General features: G+C 74.4%; 12 protein-coding genes and 1 pseudogene. 8 read left to right on the top strand and 5 right to left on the bottom strand.

Annotation, left to right across the window (positions count from 1 at the left end):
- Window positions 1-78: 78 nt before the first annotated feature.
- Complete coding sequence (locus ACSMXO_RS14585; RefSeq protein WP_455418147.1) at window positions 79-2232, bottom strand: glycoside hydrolase family 44 protein; 2154 nt, start codon at window positions 2230-2232, stop codon at window positions 79-81.
- A gap of 299 nt (window positions 2233-2531) precedes the next feature.
- On the opposite strand from ACSMXO_RS14585, the pseudogene ACSMXO_RS14580 reads away from it, so the two are divergent.
- From ACSMXO_RS14580 to ACSMXO_RS14570, 3 genes and pseudogenes are all read left to right on the top strand, one after another.
- Window positions 2532-3535, top strand: a pseudogene (locus ACSMXO_RS14580) (AraC family transcriptional regulator).
- A gap of 7 nt (window positions 3536-3542) precedes the next feature.
- Entirely contained in the window at window positions 3543-3998 is a 456-nt protein-coding gene (locus tag ACSMXO_RS14575; protein ID WP_346261402.1) for an RrF2 family transcriptional regulator, read from the top strand.
- 147 nt (window positions 3999-4145) lie between these two features.
- Window positions 4146-4325, top strand: coding sequence for a DUF4236 domain-containing protein (locus tag ACSMXO_RS14570; RefSeq protein ID WP_346261403.1), 180 nt, complete (start codon window positions 4146-4148; stop codon window positions 4323-4325).
- A gap of 55 nt (window positions 4326-4380) precedes the next feature.
- Here ACSMXO_RS14570 and ACSMXO_RS14565 read toward each other — a convergent pair whose 3' ends face one another.
- A complete protein-coding gene (locus ACSMXO_RS14565) occupies window positions 4381-5298 on the bottom strand; it encodes a hypothetical protein (protein WP_455418146.1) in 918 nt (305 codons plus the stop codon).
- A 78-nt stretch (window positions 5299-5376) separates the two neighbouring features.
- Entirely contained in the window at window positions 5377-5898 is a 522-nt protein-coding gene (locus ACSMXO_RS14560) for a VOC family protein (RefSeq protein WP_346261405.1), read from the bottom strand.
- Between the two features lie 100 nt (window positions 5899-5998).
- Here ACSMXO_RS14560 and ACSMXO_RS14555 point away from each other — a divergent pair, with 100 nt between their 5' ends.
- Entirely contained in the window at window positions 5999-8089 is a 2091-nt protein-coding gene (locus tag ACSMXO_RS14555) for a tetratricopeptide repeat protein (RefSeq protein ID WP_455418145.1), read from the top strand.
- Here ACSMXO_RS14555 and ACSMXO_RS14550 read toward each other — a convergent pair.
- Together ACSMXO_RS14550 and ACSMXO_RS14545 are read right to left on the bottom strand one after the other, a co-directional pair.
- Window positions 8014-9558, bottom strand: coding sequence for a HAMP domain-containing sensor histidine kinase (locus tag ACSMXO_RS14550; protein WP_455418144.1), 1545 nt, complete (start codon window positions 9556-9558; stop codon window positions 8014-8016). The genes ACSMXO_RS14555 and ACSMXO_RS14550 overlap by 76 nt on opposite strands.
- Before the next feature lie 46 nt (window positions 9559-9604).
- Window positions 9605-10261 (bottom strand): response regulator transcription factor, encoded by a 657-nt coding sequence (locus tag ACSMXO_RS14545; RefSeq protein ID WP_346261407.1) that lies wholly within the window; start codon window positions 10259-10261, stop codon window positions 9605-9607.
- Window positions 10262-10377: 116 nt separating this feature from the next.
- On the opposite strand from ACSMXO_RS14545, the gene ACSMXO_RS14540 reads away from it, so the two are divergent.
- The 4 genes from ACSMXO_RS14540 to ACSMXO_RS14525 all read left to right on the top strand — a co-directional run bounded on the left by ACSMXO_RS14540 (window position 10378) and on the right by ACSMXO_RS14525 (window position 16133).
- Window positions 10378-11472 (top strand): LolA family protein, encoded by a 1095-nt coding sequence (locus ACSMXO_RS14540; protein WP_455418143.1) that lies wholly within the window; start codon window positions 10378-10380, stop codon window positions 11470-11472.
- Between the two features lie 118 nt (window positions 11473-11590).
- A complete protein-coding gene (locus ACSMXO_RS14535) occupies window positions 11591-12523 on the top strand; it encodes an ABC transporter ATP-binding protein (protein ID WP_455418142.1) in 933 nt (310 codons plus the stop codon).
- A complete protein-coding gene (locus ACSMXO_RS14530) occupies window positions 12510-13463 on the top strand; it encodes an ABC transporter permease (protein WP_455418141.1) in 954 nt (317 codons plus the stop codon). The genes ACSMXO_RS14535 and ACSMXO_RS14530 overlap by 14 nt, the downstream gene beginning before the upstream one ends.
- A 444-nt stretch (window positions 13464-13907) precedes the next feature.
- Window positions 13908-16133 carry a HelD family protein gene (locus ACSMXO_RS14525; RefSeq protein WP_455419238.1) on the top strand — a complete coding sequence of 742 codons (2226 nt, stop codon included), beginning with the start codon at window positions 13908-13910 and terminating at the stop codon, window positions 16131-16133.
- Window positions 16134-16192: the final 59 nt, after the last annotated feature.

Below are 16192 nucleotides of genomic sequence, written 5' to 3'. Positions count from 1 at the left end.
TGTGCGGTAAGTTAGTCCTGACCGTACCGGCCGGACAACTCCGGCCGGTACGACTCCACTACGGCTCGGTCTCGGCGATCACGGCTCGGTCCCGGCGATCCGTAACCCGTCCAGGTAGACGGTGATCCGGGTGCTGGCCGCGTAGCCCGGTGCCGCCGGACGCCAACTGTGGTCGTCGGTCTCGACGAACCGGGACCCGTCCGCCTTGGTCAGCCGCACCTCGATCGGGCCACTCTGCCCGGCCGCCGGCAACGTCCCCGCACCGCGGGTGAACCCGACCTCCAGGTAGCCGTCCGCGCCGCGCCGGGGTCTCGGCAGCGCCACCAGCCACTGGGTGAGGTTGGCGCACCCGGTGGTGGCCCGCACGCAGGCCGCCTGCACCGCGCCGCGACCGCCGTCCCGGGTGAACCAGTACCGCACGGTCACCCGGGACAGGTCGACCGGTACCGAGCCGGGGTTGTCCAGCTCGATCGCCGGGTGGATCCGGGCGTTCGTGAACGACCGGTCCAGGTTGCGGTGCCGCACCGTCAGCGGCGGCGGGGTGCTCGGTGCGCCGATCACGAAGAGAGTCACCGAGTCGGCCGGGAAGGTGTGCGACAGGATGCCGTTCGGCGCGCCGGCCACCGGCGGCGGCACCAGGATCCGCTGGTCCGCCTCCCGAACGATCGCGCCGAGGTTGCCGGCGCCGTACCGGTAGACCTGGGTGCTCGGGGCGGTCCGGCCGCGCAGCGACAGCGAGCTGCTCCGCTCCACCCCGCTCTTGTTCACCACCATCACGGTCAGCGCGCCGTCCGAGCCGCGCTCGGCCGCGTACACCGAGAGCTGCTCGGAGTCCGCGGAGGTCGCCCGGACCCCGAGGTCACCGAACCGGCCGCCGGCGCCGTCGTAGTTGCGGTACATCCGGAAGGCGTACGCGCCCGGCTGGGTCGCGGCCGGCGGCGCCCAGAGGGTGGCCAGGTCCAACCCCTCCCGACCGAAGATCCCGAGTACGTCGGCCTGGGCCAGCGCCCCGTTGACGTGGTCCAGCGCCCCCCAGTTGTACTCGGTGACCGCCGTCCTCGTCCCCGGATAGTTCGCCGCCACCAGCTCCTTCATCCGGGGCACCAGCCGGACCGGGGTGTTGATCCAGCTCTCGTCGGTGTAGGTCGGGTCCCAGAGCGCCCGGGTGGAACGCAGCCGCAGCGCGTTGGTGGCCGGGTCGTTGCCGTTGCCGAACGCCACCCCGGCGGCCTGCGGATAGAAGTGCATGTCGAAGTAGTCCAGCACCCGCTGCCCGTGCCGCTCCTCGTAGTCGCGCATCTGCTGGAGGTACCAGGTGGCGAAGGGCAGCCCGTCCCGGGCCGGCCGGTCCGGCGGGTCCGCCCAGCACCCGGTGCGCCCGCACACCTCCTGGTCGAGTCCGGAGTAGTCCCAGGAGGTCCAGCCCCAGCCCACCGGGCCGAGCGTCGCCGCCGACGGGTCCACCTCCTTGACCGCCGCACCGATCGCGTACGCCTGGTCGCGCAGCTCCGCCGAGTTCGCCCCGGTCGGGTGCACGTCCCGGTGGGTGGAGTGCCAGATGTCCGGCTCGTTGTCGAGGTTGTAGAACTTCACCCCGCCCTCGGCGGCCGTGCCGTACTTGGCGGTGAGGTGCCGCAGCCAGTCCCGGACGTACTCCGGGCCGACCTGCACACTGGTGTCGTGCGGGTCGTTCCCGGTCACCAGGGAGCCGTCCGGCCGCACGCCGTTGCCGCAGTCCGGACGCCACTCGTCGGTACGCTCCTGCGGCCCGTACTTGGCGACCGAGAAGCCGCACGAGCCGTCCCGGGCCTTCGGCGCCCACCCGATCAGCGGCACCGTCAGCACACTGTCGGTGCCGGTACGCCGGTCCTGCTCGACGAAGCGGTCCGTGGACGAACCGTCCGGCAGCGCCTCGGGGTCGGCGTTCTCCTCGGCGATGTTCTCGAAGAACCAGTCCGAGGCGCGGTTGGTGGTGTCGTAGCGGTAGTGGTACCGGGTGGTGGCGTTGCCGCCCCAGCGGCGTACCGGCAGGGCCAGCTCCGCGGCCAGCGCCTCGTCGGCGAAGTTCATCCCGTAGATGTGCGGGCTGATCGGGTGCCGATCGGCGGCGACGTCGACCTCGAGGGCCGGGCCGGGCTCGGCGAGCGCCGGGGGCGGGGCGACGACGACGGCCGCACCGGCGGCGACGAGCGTCGCGCTGACGGCGATGGGCAGGAGGGATCTACGACGCATGCGGGATCTCCGGAACTGCTCGGCTGTCCGGCCCGACGGGACGGACGTGGCGGGGTTCGGTATGTCTCGCGTGCACCCGTCGCTGACCCGCGCGGTGGTCGTAGCCCGGACCGGGGACAGGCTACCGATCGGCCGACTCCACGGTCAACGTCGTACGTCGATGTCTGGCTGTCCGCCCCCGGCCTCATCCGTCGGCTTGGCCACCGCCGCCACCTGCCCGGTTGGCGGCGCGGTCGGGTTCCGGACCCGGGCTGCCCGAGGGGTGCGCGGCGGGCCGGCGGCGGCTAACGTCGCAGGTGATGGTCCGATTCGGTCAGCTCCCCGGTGATCCGGGCGCGGTGCCGGCCCAGCCCGGCTGGGCCGGTATCCGCACCCTCACCCTGCGCGACTACTTCGTCGATCCGTCCCGGCAAGGACCGCTGCTGGTCGATCGGCACCTGCTCATCCTGGTCACCGTCGGACACGGCACGCAGGAAATCGACTTCCGGACGTACCCGTGCCGGCCGGGATCGCTGCTCTGGGTGCGGCCCGGGCAGGTCGTCCAGCACGGCGGGCAGGGCGGACTCGACGCGGTGCTGGTCTGCTGGACCCCGCAGACCATGCGCGACCTGGACGTCTCGCCGATCGGCCCGCCGTTCGCCGCCGGCTTCTGGCAGCTCGCTGGTGAGGACGAGGACGCGGTGATCAACGAGGTCAGTCAACTGGTGGTGGACTGCCAGCGGCACCGGGGCGGCGCCCTCGCCACCGACCTGCTGCGGCACCAGCTCGCCGTACTGCTGCTGCGGCTGGCCCTGCTGCCGCGCGACCCGGCCGACCCCGCTGCGGCGCCGGCCCCTCCACACACCCGCAACGGCGGCGCCCCGGACGGTACGGACCCGACCGGCACCTTCTGGCGGCTGCGGCACGAGGTCGAGCGCTCGTACGGGCAGACCCGGCGGGTCGAGGACTACGCCGGCCGGCTGGACTGCTCGGTGCGTACCCTGACCCGGGCCTGTCTGGCCGCCACCGGCCGCAGCGCCAAGCAGGTGATCGACGAGCGGGTGGCGCTGGAGGCCCGGCGGCTGCTCGCCGCGACCGACCTGTCGGTGGCCGAGGTCGGCCGCCGGCTCGGCTTTCCGGAGCCGACCAACTTCGGCCGGTTCTTCCAGCGGGAGGTCGGACGCAGTCCCGGCGCCTTCCGGGCCGGCCTGCCCGGCCGGAGCCCCGCCGTCCAGGGCTGACCCGCCACCCGCCATCGCCACCCGCACCGGCCTCGCCACCCGCCATCGGCCCGCCGCCGGCCGGCCACCGCGACGGTGGATGATGGAGGCGTGCAGATCTCGGCGCGCGGTGACTACGCGGTACGGGCCGGACTCGGTCTCGCGGCGGCGTACCCGGCGCTGGTGTCCGCCCAGGCGCTCGCCGCCGAGCAGGACCTGCCCCGGAAGTTCCTGGAGGCGGTCCTCGCCGACCTGCGCCGGGCCGGGGTCGTCAAGGCCCAGCGGGGTGCGGAGGGCGGCTACACCCTGGCCCGGTCGCCCCGGGAGGTGACCGTCGGCATGATCCTGCGTGCCGTGGACGGTCCCCTCGCCGGCATCCGCGGGCTGCGCCCCGAGCAGACCCGGTACGACGGCGCGGCCGAGAACCTGCCCCGGCTCTGGGTGGCCGTCCGGGCGGCGGTACGGGACGTGGTCGACGAGGTGAGTCTCGCCGAGCTGATCAGCGGCCGGATGCCGGCGCACGTACGCAAGCTGACCACCCGGCCGGACGCCTGGCAGCCGCGCTGAGGGCCGGGCGGCACCGGCCGTCCCGGGCCGTCCCTTGCGGAACGTCGGCGGCCGCCACCGGTGCCGGCGCACGTTTGCCGGACACCCGTGAAGGGAACTTCCTGGCAACCCCCGGAAGAGAGCAGTTGTCCCGAAGGGAGCATGGCCGTGGGTCTGATGTTCCGTAAGCGCAAGAAGATCGGTCCGTTGATCCTCAATTTCACCGAGAACGGTTTCTCGTCCTGGAGTATCAGGATCGGTCGCTGGTCGTGGAACTCCCGGGCCCGCGCGCACCGGGTCGACCTGCCCGGCCCGCTGTCCTGGAAGCAGGACAAGTCACGGTCCTGAGGAAGCGGTGACGGACAGGGATGCCGGCGAGGCCGTCGGCGTCCCTGTTGCGTTGTCAGCCTGGCGGTGTGGCGGTGATGGTCACGTCGCCGCCGAGCCGGCCCGCCTCGGGCTCCCGGCTCACCAGCCCGGCGGCCAGTAACGCGGTGAGCACCCGGTTGGTGTCCGCCGCACGGTAGACGGTCCGCTCGGCGGTGAACTGGCGCAGCTCGGTGACGGACGCGGCGCCGACCGACGCAAGCCGGGCCAGGAGTTCCCGCCGCAGCGGCCCCGGATGCGGGCTCAGCGAGATGTCCAGCAGGTGCCCCTCCGGGTCGCCGGGATCCCGGTAGCGCACCCCGGCGTACTCGTCGACCGCCCAGAGCGCGTTCTTGAAGGCGTCCAGCCGCTTGCCGGCGGCGGTGGCGAAGACCAGCACCTCGGCCCGGGCGTCGGCGACCAGCTCCACCTCGGTCACCAGCGGCAGCCCGGCCCCGGCCAGCCGGCGCCGGTGGTCCGCGCCGGACCAGACCGGCGGATCGAGTACCAGCAGCAGCTCGGCGGGACGGCCACCGGCGACCGCTGTGAGGACCTCCGCGCCGGGCTCCGGACCGCCGGTGCCGTCCAGGTAGGCGAAGACCGGAGCGCCGTTCGCGGCGGCCGCCCGCAGCGCCACCGGCAACCGGTCGACACCGCCCGGCATCAGGTGCGCGGCCAGCCCGGCGGGCAGCTCCGACTGGGCCGCCGCGTGCCGAGCCGCGAGGTCCTGGTCACCGGCCCGGCCGAGCGTCAGCGCCGTCATCCGCCGCCCGCGCAGCAGGTCGGCGAACTCGCCGAAGACCCGCAGCGCGGCGTCCGCGGCACCACCGTCCGCTCCGGGGTACGCCTGCGCGAAGGTGGCCCGCCGGGCCCGGTGCAGCGCGGCCGGCACCCAGGAGTCGAGCTGGCGTACCAGCAGTTCCCGCTTGACGGCGCCGATCGGGTCGGTGGACATGCTGCGGTTGTACCCTGCCCGGCCCGCCCGTGTCACCTCGGCCGTCGTTCCACCCTGGCCGCCGTCGACCGATGCCGATCAGGATGGGACGGATACGCCGACGCCGCCCCGGGTCTGCCCGCCGTACCGCTGCTTCTCCCGGTCGAGGTCGAGCCGCGAGATCCGGCGGCGCGCGGCGAGGGTCTGCTCGTCGAGCCGGTCGGCCGGGACCAGCCAGACCACCTCGAACTCCAGCCCGTCCGGGTCCTTGCCGTAGAGGCTCTTGGTACTGCCGTGGTCGGAGCTGCCGGCCAACGCGCCCGCCTCGGAGAGCCGGCCGGCGATCGCCGACAGCTCGTCGAGGGTGTCCACCTCCCAGGCGAGGTGGTAGAGCCCGACCGTGGTCCGGCCGGCACCGGACGGGCCGGCCGCGGCACCCACCTCGAACAGGCCGAGGTCGTGGTCGTTGGTGGAACCGGGCGCCTGGAGGAAGGCGGCGCCGTCGAAGCCCTCCGGGGTCATCGGCACCTGCCGGAAGCCGAGGACGTCCCGGTAGAAGGCGACGCTGCGGGCGAGGTCGCGAACGAAGAGTACGGCGTGGTTGAGCCGGTGGATCGCCATGGCTCCACGGTAGTCGCTGGCGGCGGATGCCCGACATGACGACGAAACTGCCTCCACCTGCCCTCTTGTACTGAACGTCGCCGGGCGAGCACGATGGGGCGTGGCTTCCGGCTTCGGTGAACTCACCCAGCAGGCGAACGCGCTCGTGGCAGCCGGTGACCTGGCCGGGGCCCGGAACCTGCTCGGCCCGCCGCTGGACGCCGCCGACCCGAGCCCCGGACACGCCTCCGCCGAGTTGGCCGAGGCGGCCAGCCTCCAGGCCCGGGTGCTGGTGGCGCTCGGCGACCCGCACGCCGCCCGGGGCTGGGCCGCGTTCGCCTACTCCGCGACCACCCGGCTCTACGGCGCCGCCGACCAACGGACCGTGGCGACCGCGGCCACTCTCGCCGCCGTACTGCACCGGGTCGGCAGCCATGCCCGGGCCGCCCGGCTGTACCGGGACGTGATCATCGAACTCACCGCGAACGACGGCCCGGAGTCGTTGCGGGTACTCGCCGCACACGCCGACCTGGCCACCGTCGAGTACGCCCAGGGCGAGTGCACGCTGGCCCGGAACCGGCTGGAGGACGCCTGGGAACTGCACCGGGAGGTCTACGGCGACGGGCACCCGGGCGGGATCCGGATGCTCGCCCGGCTGGGCGCCATGCAGCGCGACTGTGGACTCTTCACCCGGGCGCACGAGCACCTGGCCCTGGCCCGGGAGCTGTGCCGGGAGCACCTGCCGGCCGACCATCCGCTGGCGGCCCAGGTCGCGGCGCTCGCCCGGGCGGCGGCCGATCCCGACCACGTCTGCGCCGATTCCGGGCCGGAGCCCGAGGACGACCCGCACGCGCCGACCGGCCGGACGGGCGTGCCGGAGTACACCGAGCCGTGGCGCCCCGAGCCCCGGCACGCCGAGCCGGCACCGTACGCCGAGCACTCGGAGCACGCCGGGTACGGACAGCACGCGCACCGTCCGCAGCACGGCGAATATCCGCAGCACGGCGCCGCGCAGCACGCGGCACCGGCGTACCCGGCGGTACCGCCGCCACCCGCCGCCGCACCGGCGCAGCCGGCCGGACCGGCGTCGCCGCCGTTCGGAGCGGCGTCGCCGTACCCGGCCGCGCCCGGTCAGCGGCCCGGGCACCACGACCAGCCGTACCAGGACGGGTCTGCCGGGTTTCCGGACGGCGGGGAGCACCCGCCGGACGCCGAGCTGCCACCCCGCGACGAGTTGCCACCGCTGCGCTTTCCGCCCCCGCCGCCACCCCCGTCCGCCGGAGCCGGCAGCGACACCCCGCAGGTGCCGCCGCCCCGGCTGCCGCCCGCACCGCTCGTCGAACCACCGCCCCGGTGGGGCACCCCGCCGCCGGCCGGGCCGCCGGTCCCGCCGCCCCGGAACGCGGCGAACCGGTCCGGATCCGGATTCGCCACCGGTGCCGGGTCGGCCGGCGACGCGGACGGTGATCCGGAGCACGGCTGGTGGCCGCCGGACGTGGCCCGCCGCACGCCGGACGGCGACGACGACCCGGAGGCGGGGCGGCACCCCGCACCAGCCGCCGCCCAGCCGTGGCGGCCGGAGAGCCGCTCCGGCTCCACGCCGGTCGCCGAGCGGCCGCACCGGGAACTCCCGGCCGGTCACGCCGTCGACCTCGGCGACACCGGGGGCGTACCCGAGGTCCGGCACCTGCCGGAGCGGCGGTCGTCCCGGTTGCCGGTGCGGATCCACCGGCCGCCACCGGCTGGCCGGCGGCTGCCGACGGCGGTCGTCGCCGGCCTGGTGGTGCTGGTCCTGCTCGGCACCGCCGCCGTGGTGCTGGGGTTCGGGCTGACCGGGGACGACGAGCCGGAGTCACCGGCGCCCGGGCCGGCGACCAGCGCTCCGGCCGCGCCGCCGCGCACACCGCCGCCCGCCTCCCCCGGCACCCCGCCCGGCGCGGTGACCCTGGCCGACAACCGGAGCAGCGTGACGCTGGGCTGGAGCTATCCGAACGGTGCCAAGGGTCCGGTGGTGCTGGCCGGCGGGCGGGCCGGTCAGGAACTCCGGCCGTTCCAGGAACTGCCGGCCGGCTCCACCGGCTACGTGGTCTACGGCCTCGAGACGCAGGGCAACTACTGCTTCTCGGTCGCGGTCGTCTATTCCGAGAGCGTCGTCGGCGAGGCCGATCCGGTCTGCACCGACCGTCCCGGCAGGTCGCCGTCGGCGCGCTGAGCCGCGGTCACCGGCTGCGGCGGTACCCGCTCGTCGTGGCCGTCCCGGACCGGGCGCTCGGCCGGCAGGCGTACCTCGACCCGCAGTCCGGGCCCGGTGTCGCCGAGGGTCACCGTGCCGCCCTGGCGGCGTACCAGTTCCCGGACGATGGCCAGGCCGAGGCCGGCGCCGCCCGCGTCCCGGGCCCGGGCGTCGTCCAGCCGGGTGAACCGGTCGAAGACCCGGTCCCGGTCCCCGGCCGGGATGCCCGGCCCGTCGTCGGTCACGGTCACCAGGTGGTACGCCGGACCGGTCCAGCCGCCGGGTCCGGCCTCCAGCACCACCTCGCTGGCGGTGTGCCGGAGCGCGTTGTCCAGCAGGTTGCCCAGGATCCGGGTCAGCGCGTCCGGCTCGGCGAGTACCCAGAGCGGAAATCTCGGTGCCACCACCCGCAGCGGCGGCGCCGGATACCGCTCCGCGACCTCGGTCAGCAACTCCCCCAGCTCGACCGGCTCGGCGGCCCGGGGTGGCCGGGCGGCCGGCTCGTCGAAGCGGGCGAGCAGCAGCAGGTCGTCGACGAGCCGACTGAGCCGCTGGGTGTCGGCGAGCAGGTCGTCGGCGACCGCCGGCCACTCCGTCGCCGGGCCGAGCCGCTGCGCGACCTCGAGCTGGGTCCGCATGTTGGCCAGCGGGCTGCGCAGCTCGTGCGCGGCGTCGGCCACGAAGGCACGCTGCCGGGCCCGGGCCGACTCCAGCCGGCCCAGCATCCCGTTCAGGGTCACCGCCAGCCGGTGGATCTCGTCGTGCGAGGCGGGCAGCGGCAACCTGCCCGGCCGGGCCCCGCCGGTGATCTCCTCGGCGCCGGCCCGCAGCGTCTCGACCGGGCGCAGGGTGGCGCCGATCACCCGCCAGGCGACCGCGGCCAGCGCGACCAGGAGCAGCGGAAAGCTGATCAGCAGGATGGTACGGACCACGGTCACGCTGTGCCGCACGTCCGCGGTGGACTTGGCCACCAGTACCGTCTGCGGGTCGGCTGCCGGCCCGGCGGGTACCGCCACCACCCGGATCGGGCCGTCCAGGCCGAGCCGGCGGCCGGGCAGGTAGAACCGGTCCCGCTCCCCGGCCTGGAACCGCCGCAGCTCGTCGGGGTAGAGCATCGGGACCAGCCGGTCGGCGTCGATCGACGCGGCCCGGATCCGGCCCTGCCTGTCGAGCACCTGTACGCGTACCTGGCCGCCGGCGACCGGAAGCGGGTCCGGCAGCGCGTTCTGGCCGGCGAGCCGGGCCACCGCCTCGGCGGTCTTCAGCGCCTCGGTGTCGACGGTGCGCTGGAGCGCGTAGCCGAGCGCGCCGAGCAGGACCAGCCCGCCGACGGCAAGACCGGCGGCGAGACCCGCCGCGCTGATGATGGTGAGTCGGGCCCGCAGGCTCAGCGTCAGCCACGGCCGCCGCCAGCCACGCCGCCCGAACCGCCCCCGGAGCCGGATCATGGCGGCCCGCCGGTCCCGGCCCTCCGGTGACCTCGCTCCGCCCGGTTCATGTCACCAGCCGGTAGCCGGCCCCCCGGATCGTCTCCAACCGGTCCCGGCCGATCTTGCGGCGCAGGTAGCCGACGTAGACCTCGACGGCGTTCGGCGCGGTACGCAGACTCGCGTCCCATACGTGGTCCAGCAGTTCCGTCTTGGAGACCACCTCGCCGGCTCGGCGGAGCAGGTATTCCAGCAGGGCGTACTCCCGGGCGGTCAGTTCCACCTCGACCCCGTCCCGGGTGACCCGGCGACGGGCCGGGTCCAGACTCAGGTCACCGGCGACCAGCACCACCGGGCGGCGCGGCGCGCCCCGGCGGAGCAGGGCACGCAGCCGGGCCAGCAGCACCACGTAGGAGAAGGGCTTGGTCAGGTAGTCGTCGGCCCCGCAGTCCAGCCCGTCGGCCTGGTCGTACTCGCCGTCCTTGGCGGAGAGCATGAGCACGGGCAGCCAGTGCCTCTCCGCCCGCAACTGGCGCACCACCCGGTAGCCGGAGAGCCCGGGCAGCATCACGTCCAGGATCATGGCGTCGTATCCGCCGTGCCGGGCCAGGTCGAGCCCTTCCGGCCCGCTAGCGGCCACGTCGACGACGAAGCCCTCGGCCTGGAGGCCGCGCTGCAACGCCGTGGCCAGTCGGGCCTCGTCCTCCACCACCAGCAACCGCACCGGACAAGCGTGCCATCCCCGACCGCGGGCAACCACACCCGGCCGGGTACGACGACACCGGTTCTCAGTGGTTTCACAGCGCCGAGGGCGCAGGATGGACACCAGGAGGTACGAACATGTCGGTTTTACAATCCCGGCCCGCGCTGCGGTGGCTGGTCCCGACCGGGGCGGCCCTGGCGATTCTCGGCGGAGGTGCGGCGGTCGGCACCTTCGCCTCGGCCGCCGAGCCGAACCTGCCCGAGCGCAGTGCCGCCCAGCTCCTCGTCGACCTGCAGACCGCCCGCCTGGACGGTCTCTCCGGCACGGTGATCAAGCGCGCCGACCTCGGACTGCCGAGCCTGCCCGGCATCGGCGGGCGAGGCAGCGCCGCGCTGACCTCGCTGGTCTCCGGTACGCACACCCTGCGGGTCTGGCACGCCGGCCCGGACCAGGCCCGGGTCGCGCTGCTCGGCACGCTCGGCGAGACCGATGTGATCCGTAACGGCAAGGACGTCTGGATCTGGGACAGCCAGGCCAACAAGGCCGAGCACACCACCCTGGACGGCTCCGGCCCGACCGCCCGGCCCGACCACCTGCCGACCACCCCGCAGGAGGCCGCCGAGCAGGCGTTGGCGGCCGTGGATCCGAGTACCCGGGTCAGCGTCGGACGGTCAGCCTCGATCGCCGGGCGGGACGCGTACGAACTGGTACTCGAACCCCGTGACGCCACCTCGCTGGTGGGCCAGATCACGATCGCGATCGACGCCGCCGAGCACGTGCCGCTGCGCTTCCAGGTCGTGCCGCAGGGCACCAGCAAGCCGGCCTTCGAGGTGGCATTCACCCAGGTCGACTTCGAGCGCCCGGACCCGGCCCAGTTCGTCTTCAACCCGCCGCCCGGCGCGGTGGTGACCGAGGCGACCCGTCCGGAGGGCCGGCCGGAGGGCCGACCGGCCGGGCTGGAGCGGCCGACGGTGGTCGGCAGCGGGTGGACCAGCGTACTGGTCGCGAAGGTTCCGCAGCTCGCCGGGACCGCGGAGTCGGAGACCGGCGGCACGGAGGCCGACCTGCTCCGGGGCCTGCTGGGCGGGCTGCCCGAGGTGAGCGGTGAGTGGGGCAGCGGCCGGCTCGTCACCGGCAAGCTCTTCACCGCCCTGCTCACCGACGACGGCCGGGTGTTCGTCGGTGCGGTGAAGCCGGAACGGCTCTACGAAGTCGCGCAGAGCACCAGGTGAGCGGCTACCGGACGGCACCCTCGTCCGGCGCGGTGACGGCGGGAGGGCGCCCGTCCGGCGCCGTGCGGCGAGGGCACCCCTCCGGCACCGTGGTGATCCGGAGCGGAGGGGCCGGCCGGTGCCGGAGTTAGCGGTCCAGAGCGCGGGACTGACCAAGCGGTTCGGCCGCCAGGTCGCGGTGGACGCCGTCGACCTGGCGGTTCCGCGCGGCGCCGTCTACGGCTTCCTCGGCCCGAACGGCTCCGGCAAGACCACCACCATCCGGATGCTGCTCGGTCTGGTCCGGCCGACCTCGGGCGGGCACACGCTGCTCGGCCGGCCGATGCCCGACGGGGTGGCAGAGGTACTGCCCCGGATCGGCGCGCTGGTGGAGGGACCGGCCTTCCACCCGTACCTGTCGGGCACCGAGAACCTGCGCCGGCTGGACGCGGCGGACCGGACCGCCGATCCGGACACCTCCACCGCGCGGATCGGCGCCGCACTGGACCGGGTGGGGCTGACGGCGGCGGCCGGCAAGCGCTACCGCGCGTACTCGCTGGGCATGCGGCAGCGGTTGGCGCTGGCCGCGACGCTGCTGGTCCCGCGGGACCTGTTGATCCTGGACGAACCGACCAACGGACTCGACCCGCAGGGCACCCGGGAGGTCCGGGCGCTGGTCGGCACGCTGGCCGCCGAGGGCGCGACCGTGCTGCTCTCCACCCACCTGCTCGCCGAGGTGGAGCAGGTCTGCACCGACGTCGGTGTGATGCACCGGGGGCGGCTGGTCGCCCAGGCACCGCTGGCCGAACTGCGGGCAGCGGCCACGCCCCGGGCCCGGGTGACGACCGACCGCCCGGTCGCGGCCGCCCAGGTGCTGCGGGAACTGGGCCTCACCGAGATCACCGAGGCGTCCCGGGAGGTCAGCGCCGTGCTCGGGCCGGTGCCGCCAGAGAAGGTGGTGGCCGCCCTGGTGCACGCCGCCGTACCGGTACGCGGCTTCGCGGTGGACGCCCCGGACCTGGAGGAACTCTTCGTCTCGCTGACCGGGGAGGGCTTCGATGTCAGCGGTTGACGCACCATCCGGGGCGGGCGGCGGACCGGTGCCCGCCCCGGGTGCCGTCCCGCGCCCGGCGCAGGGCGCGACGGTGCCGGACCCGGCCGGGACGAGGCGACGCGGCCGGCGTTCCGGCCGCGCGGGCCGGGCCAGGTTCTTCCGCTCCGAGCTGCGGCTGGTCTTCGGTCGTCGGCGCAACCAGGCCGGGATGGCGGCGCTGGCCGCCGTACCATTGATCATCGCGATCGCGATGCGGGTCACCGACGGTCCCACCGAGGCCGGACACGATCCGGGCTTCTTCTCGGCGATCAGCGGGAACGGGTTCTTCGTGGCGCTGGCCGCCCTCGGCGCGGAACTCGGGCTGTTCCTGCCGATCGCGGTGGCGGCGATCTCCGGGGACAGCGTGGCCGGCGAGGCCAACCTCGGCACCCTGCGCTATCTGCTGACCGTACCGGTCGGGCGTACCCGGCTGCTCGCCGTCAAGTACGGCGCCGTCGTCGTCTTCGCGGCCACGGTGACCCTGCTGGTCGCGGCGGTCGGCCTGGCCGCCGGGCTGGCGCTGTTCGGCGGCGGGCCGGTGACGCTGCTCTCCGGCAGCCAGGTGAGCCTGGCCGAGGGGCTGCTGCGGCTGCTCGGCGTCTGTGCCTATCTGACGGTCGGGCTCTGCGCACTGGGCGCGGTCGGGCTCTTCGTCTCCACCCTCACCGAGCAGCCGATGGGTGCCACGATCGCCACCACGATGCTCGCGGTGACCAGCTTCGTCCTGGACAGCATCCCGCAGCTCGACTGGCTGCACCCGTACCTGCTGACCCACCACTGGCCGGCCTTCGTCGAGCTGCTCCGGGATCCGGTCGCGGTCGAGGCGCTCCGCCCCGGCCTGCTCTCGGCGGCCGGGTACGCGGTGGTGTTCCTCACCGCAGCCTGGGCGCGGTTCGGCGGACGCGACGTGAGCGGCTGACGCCGGACCAGCGCCGTGAGCGGCTGACGCCGGACCAGCGCCGTGTGCGTTGACGCGGACCAGCGCAAGCACGTGAGCGCCCGGCGCCCGGCCAGCCTCCTCGGGCCGCCCGATCGGCTCCCGTCGGCCTGAACGACGCCGCCGAAGACCGGTGTAACCGCGGGATCGTGCGGCTGATGGATGCCGGCGAAGAAACGCGCTATCGTTTCTCAGTTCAGAAATAAAAAAGAACGGCATAATGCCGTCCTGCGCAAAGCCTAACAATGGGGAGACGGTTTGTCAAAGCAATCCGGTGTTTCGGCCGACCAGCGTCTCGACGAGCCGGTCGACGAGTCGATCGGACCTGCCGCACCCTCCCGCGCCGACGGGTCGGTGCCGGGCAGCCTGCCCCGGCCCACCGAGCCGGCCGAGGACGACCTTCCCGGCGAGCAGCGGTACGTCTCCATGCTCTACGGGCGCCTCGACCAACTGCGTACCCAGGCCACCCGGCGACTGCGCACCGCGCTGCGCAACGCGGGCGGTACCCAGCAGGAGCGCTCACAGCGTGACGGCACGGTGCGGATGTACGCCGAGCAGATCGACCGGCTCGGCGCGGTCGAGCAGGGCCTCTGTTTCGGTCGGCTGGACCTCGACGACGGTACCCGCCGCTACATCGGCCGGATCGGCATATTCGACGGCGACGGCGATTACGAACCGGTGCTACTGGACTGGCGCGCTCCGGCGGCCCGACCGTTCTATCTCGCCACCGCGGCCGCCCCGGACGGGGTACGCCGGCGCCGGCACATCCGGACCCGGGACCGCGACGTGGTCGGCCTCGACGACGAGGTGCTGGACCTGAACAGCGCCGGGCAGGCCGGCGACCGGGGCGGGTTGACCGGCGAGGCGGCGCTGCTGGCGGCGGTCAACGCCAGCCGTACCGGCCGGATGACCGACATCGTCCGGACCATCCAGGCCGAGCAGGACCGGGTGATCCGGGCCGACCTCGACGGGGTGCTCGTGGTGCAGGGCGGCCCCGGCACCGGGAAGACGGCGGTGGCGCTGCACCGGGCGGCGTACCTGCTCTACACGCACCGGCAGATCCTCTCCACCCGGGGCGTGCTGCTGGTCGGCCCGAACCCGACCTTCCTGCGCTACATCTCGCAGGTGCTGCCGACGCTCGCCGAGACCGGGGTGCTGCTGCGTACCGTCGGCGAACTCTTCCCCGGGATCACCGCGACCCGCGCCGAGCCGGCGGAGGTGGCCGAACTCAAGGGCCGGCTCGACATGGTCGAGGTGCTGGCCGCCGCGATCCGGGACCGGCAACGGGTACCGGACGAGCCGATCGAGATCAACATCGAGCGGGACAGCCTGGTGCTGGATCCGGCCACCGTCGCCGCCGCCCGGGAGCGGGTCCGCCGCACCGACCGGCCGCACAACCTGGCCCGGCCGCTCTTCGACATCGAGATCATCCACGCCCTCGCCGACCAGCTCGCCGAGCGGATCGGCGCCGACCCGCTGGGCGGGGAGAACCTGCTCGACGAGGCCGACCTCGCCGAGTTCCGGCGCGAGCTGAAGGCCGAGCCCGAGGTGCAGGCGGTGCTGGACTGGCTCTGGCCGGTGCTCACCCCGCAGCAGGTGGTGGCCGGGCTGTTCGCCTCGGAGCAGCGGCTCTCGGTCGCCGCGGGGAACCTCGACGAGGCCGAGCGGGCGGCGCTGCGGCGCGAGCCGTGGGGTGGCTGGAGCCCGGCCGACGTACCGCTGCTGGACGAGGCGGCGGAGCTGCTGGGTGAGGACGACCGGGCGGCCCGGGCCCGCGCCGCCCGACAGCGGCAGGCCGAGATCGAGTACGCCGAGGGCGTGCTGGAGATCGCCGCGGGTTCCAAGTCGATCGACTTCGAGGACGAGCCCGAAGCCGAGGACGGGATGCTGGACGTCACCGACCTGCTCGTCGCCGACCGGCTGGCCGAGCGGCAGACCGACGGGGACCAGTTGAGCACCGCCGAGCGGGCGGCGGCGGACCGGAGCTGGGCCTTCGGGCACGTGATCGTGGACGAGGCGCAGGAGCTCTCCCCGATGGCCTGGCGGGTGCTGATGCGCCGCTGCCCGAGCCGCTCGATGACCCTGGTCGGCGATGTCGCCCAGACCGGGGCGCTGGCCGGCGCGTCGTCCTGGTGGCCGGTGCTGGCGCCGTACGTCGGCGACCGGTGGCGGCTGGAGGAGTTGACGGTCAGCTACCGCACGCCGTCCGAGATCCTGGCGGTCGCCGCCAAGGTGCTCGCCGAGATCGACCCGACGCTGACCCCTCCCCGGGCGGTACGCGACACCGGCGAGCAGCCCTGGGACTCCCGGGTGCGTGCCGCCGAGCTGGCCGGGCGGCTGGTCGAGGCGATCCGGGCCGAGGCGGCCGGTGTGGGTACGGGCCGGGTCGGGGTGATCGTGCCGGCCGGGCTGGTCGACGAGTTGGGTCGGGCGGCCACCGAGGCGGAGCCCGGGGTGGCGCTCGGCGACGATCCGGAGCTGACCAGCCAGGTGGTACTGCTGACCGTCGCCCAGGCCAAGGGGCTGGAGTTCGACTCGGTCCTGGTGGTCGACCCGGACCGGATCGTCGCCGAGTCTCCCCGTGGGCGCAGCGACCTCTACGTCGCGCTCACCCGGGCGACCCAGCGGCTGGGCATCCTCCGGGTCGATTGAGCCGGGCGCGGCGGCCGGGTCAGTGAACCTTTTTCAACCTGGACCGCACGGCGCGCACG

This window comes from Plantactinospora sp. DSM 117369, assembly GCF_053764795.1.
The sequence above is the reverse complement of the archived record's forward strand: the minus strand, read 5'-3'. Positions and strand labels throughout refer to the sequence as shown.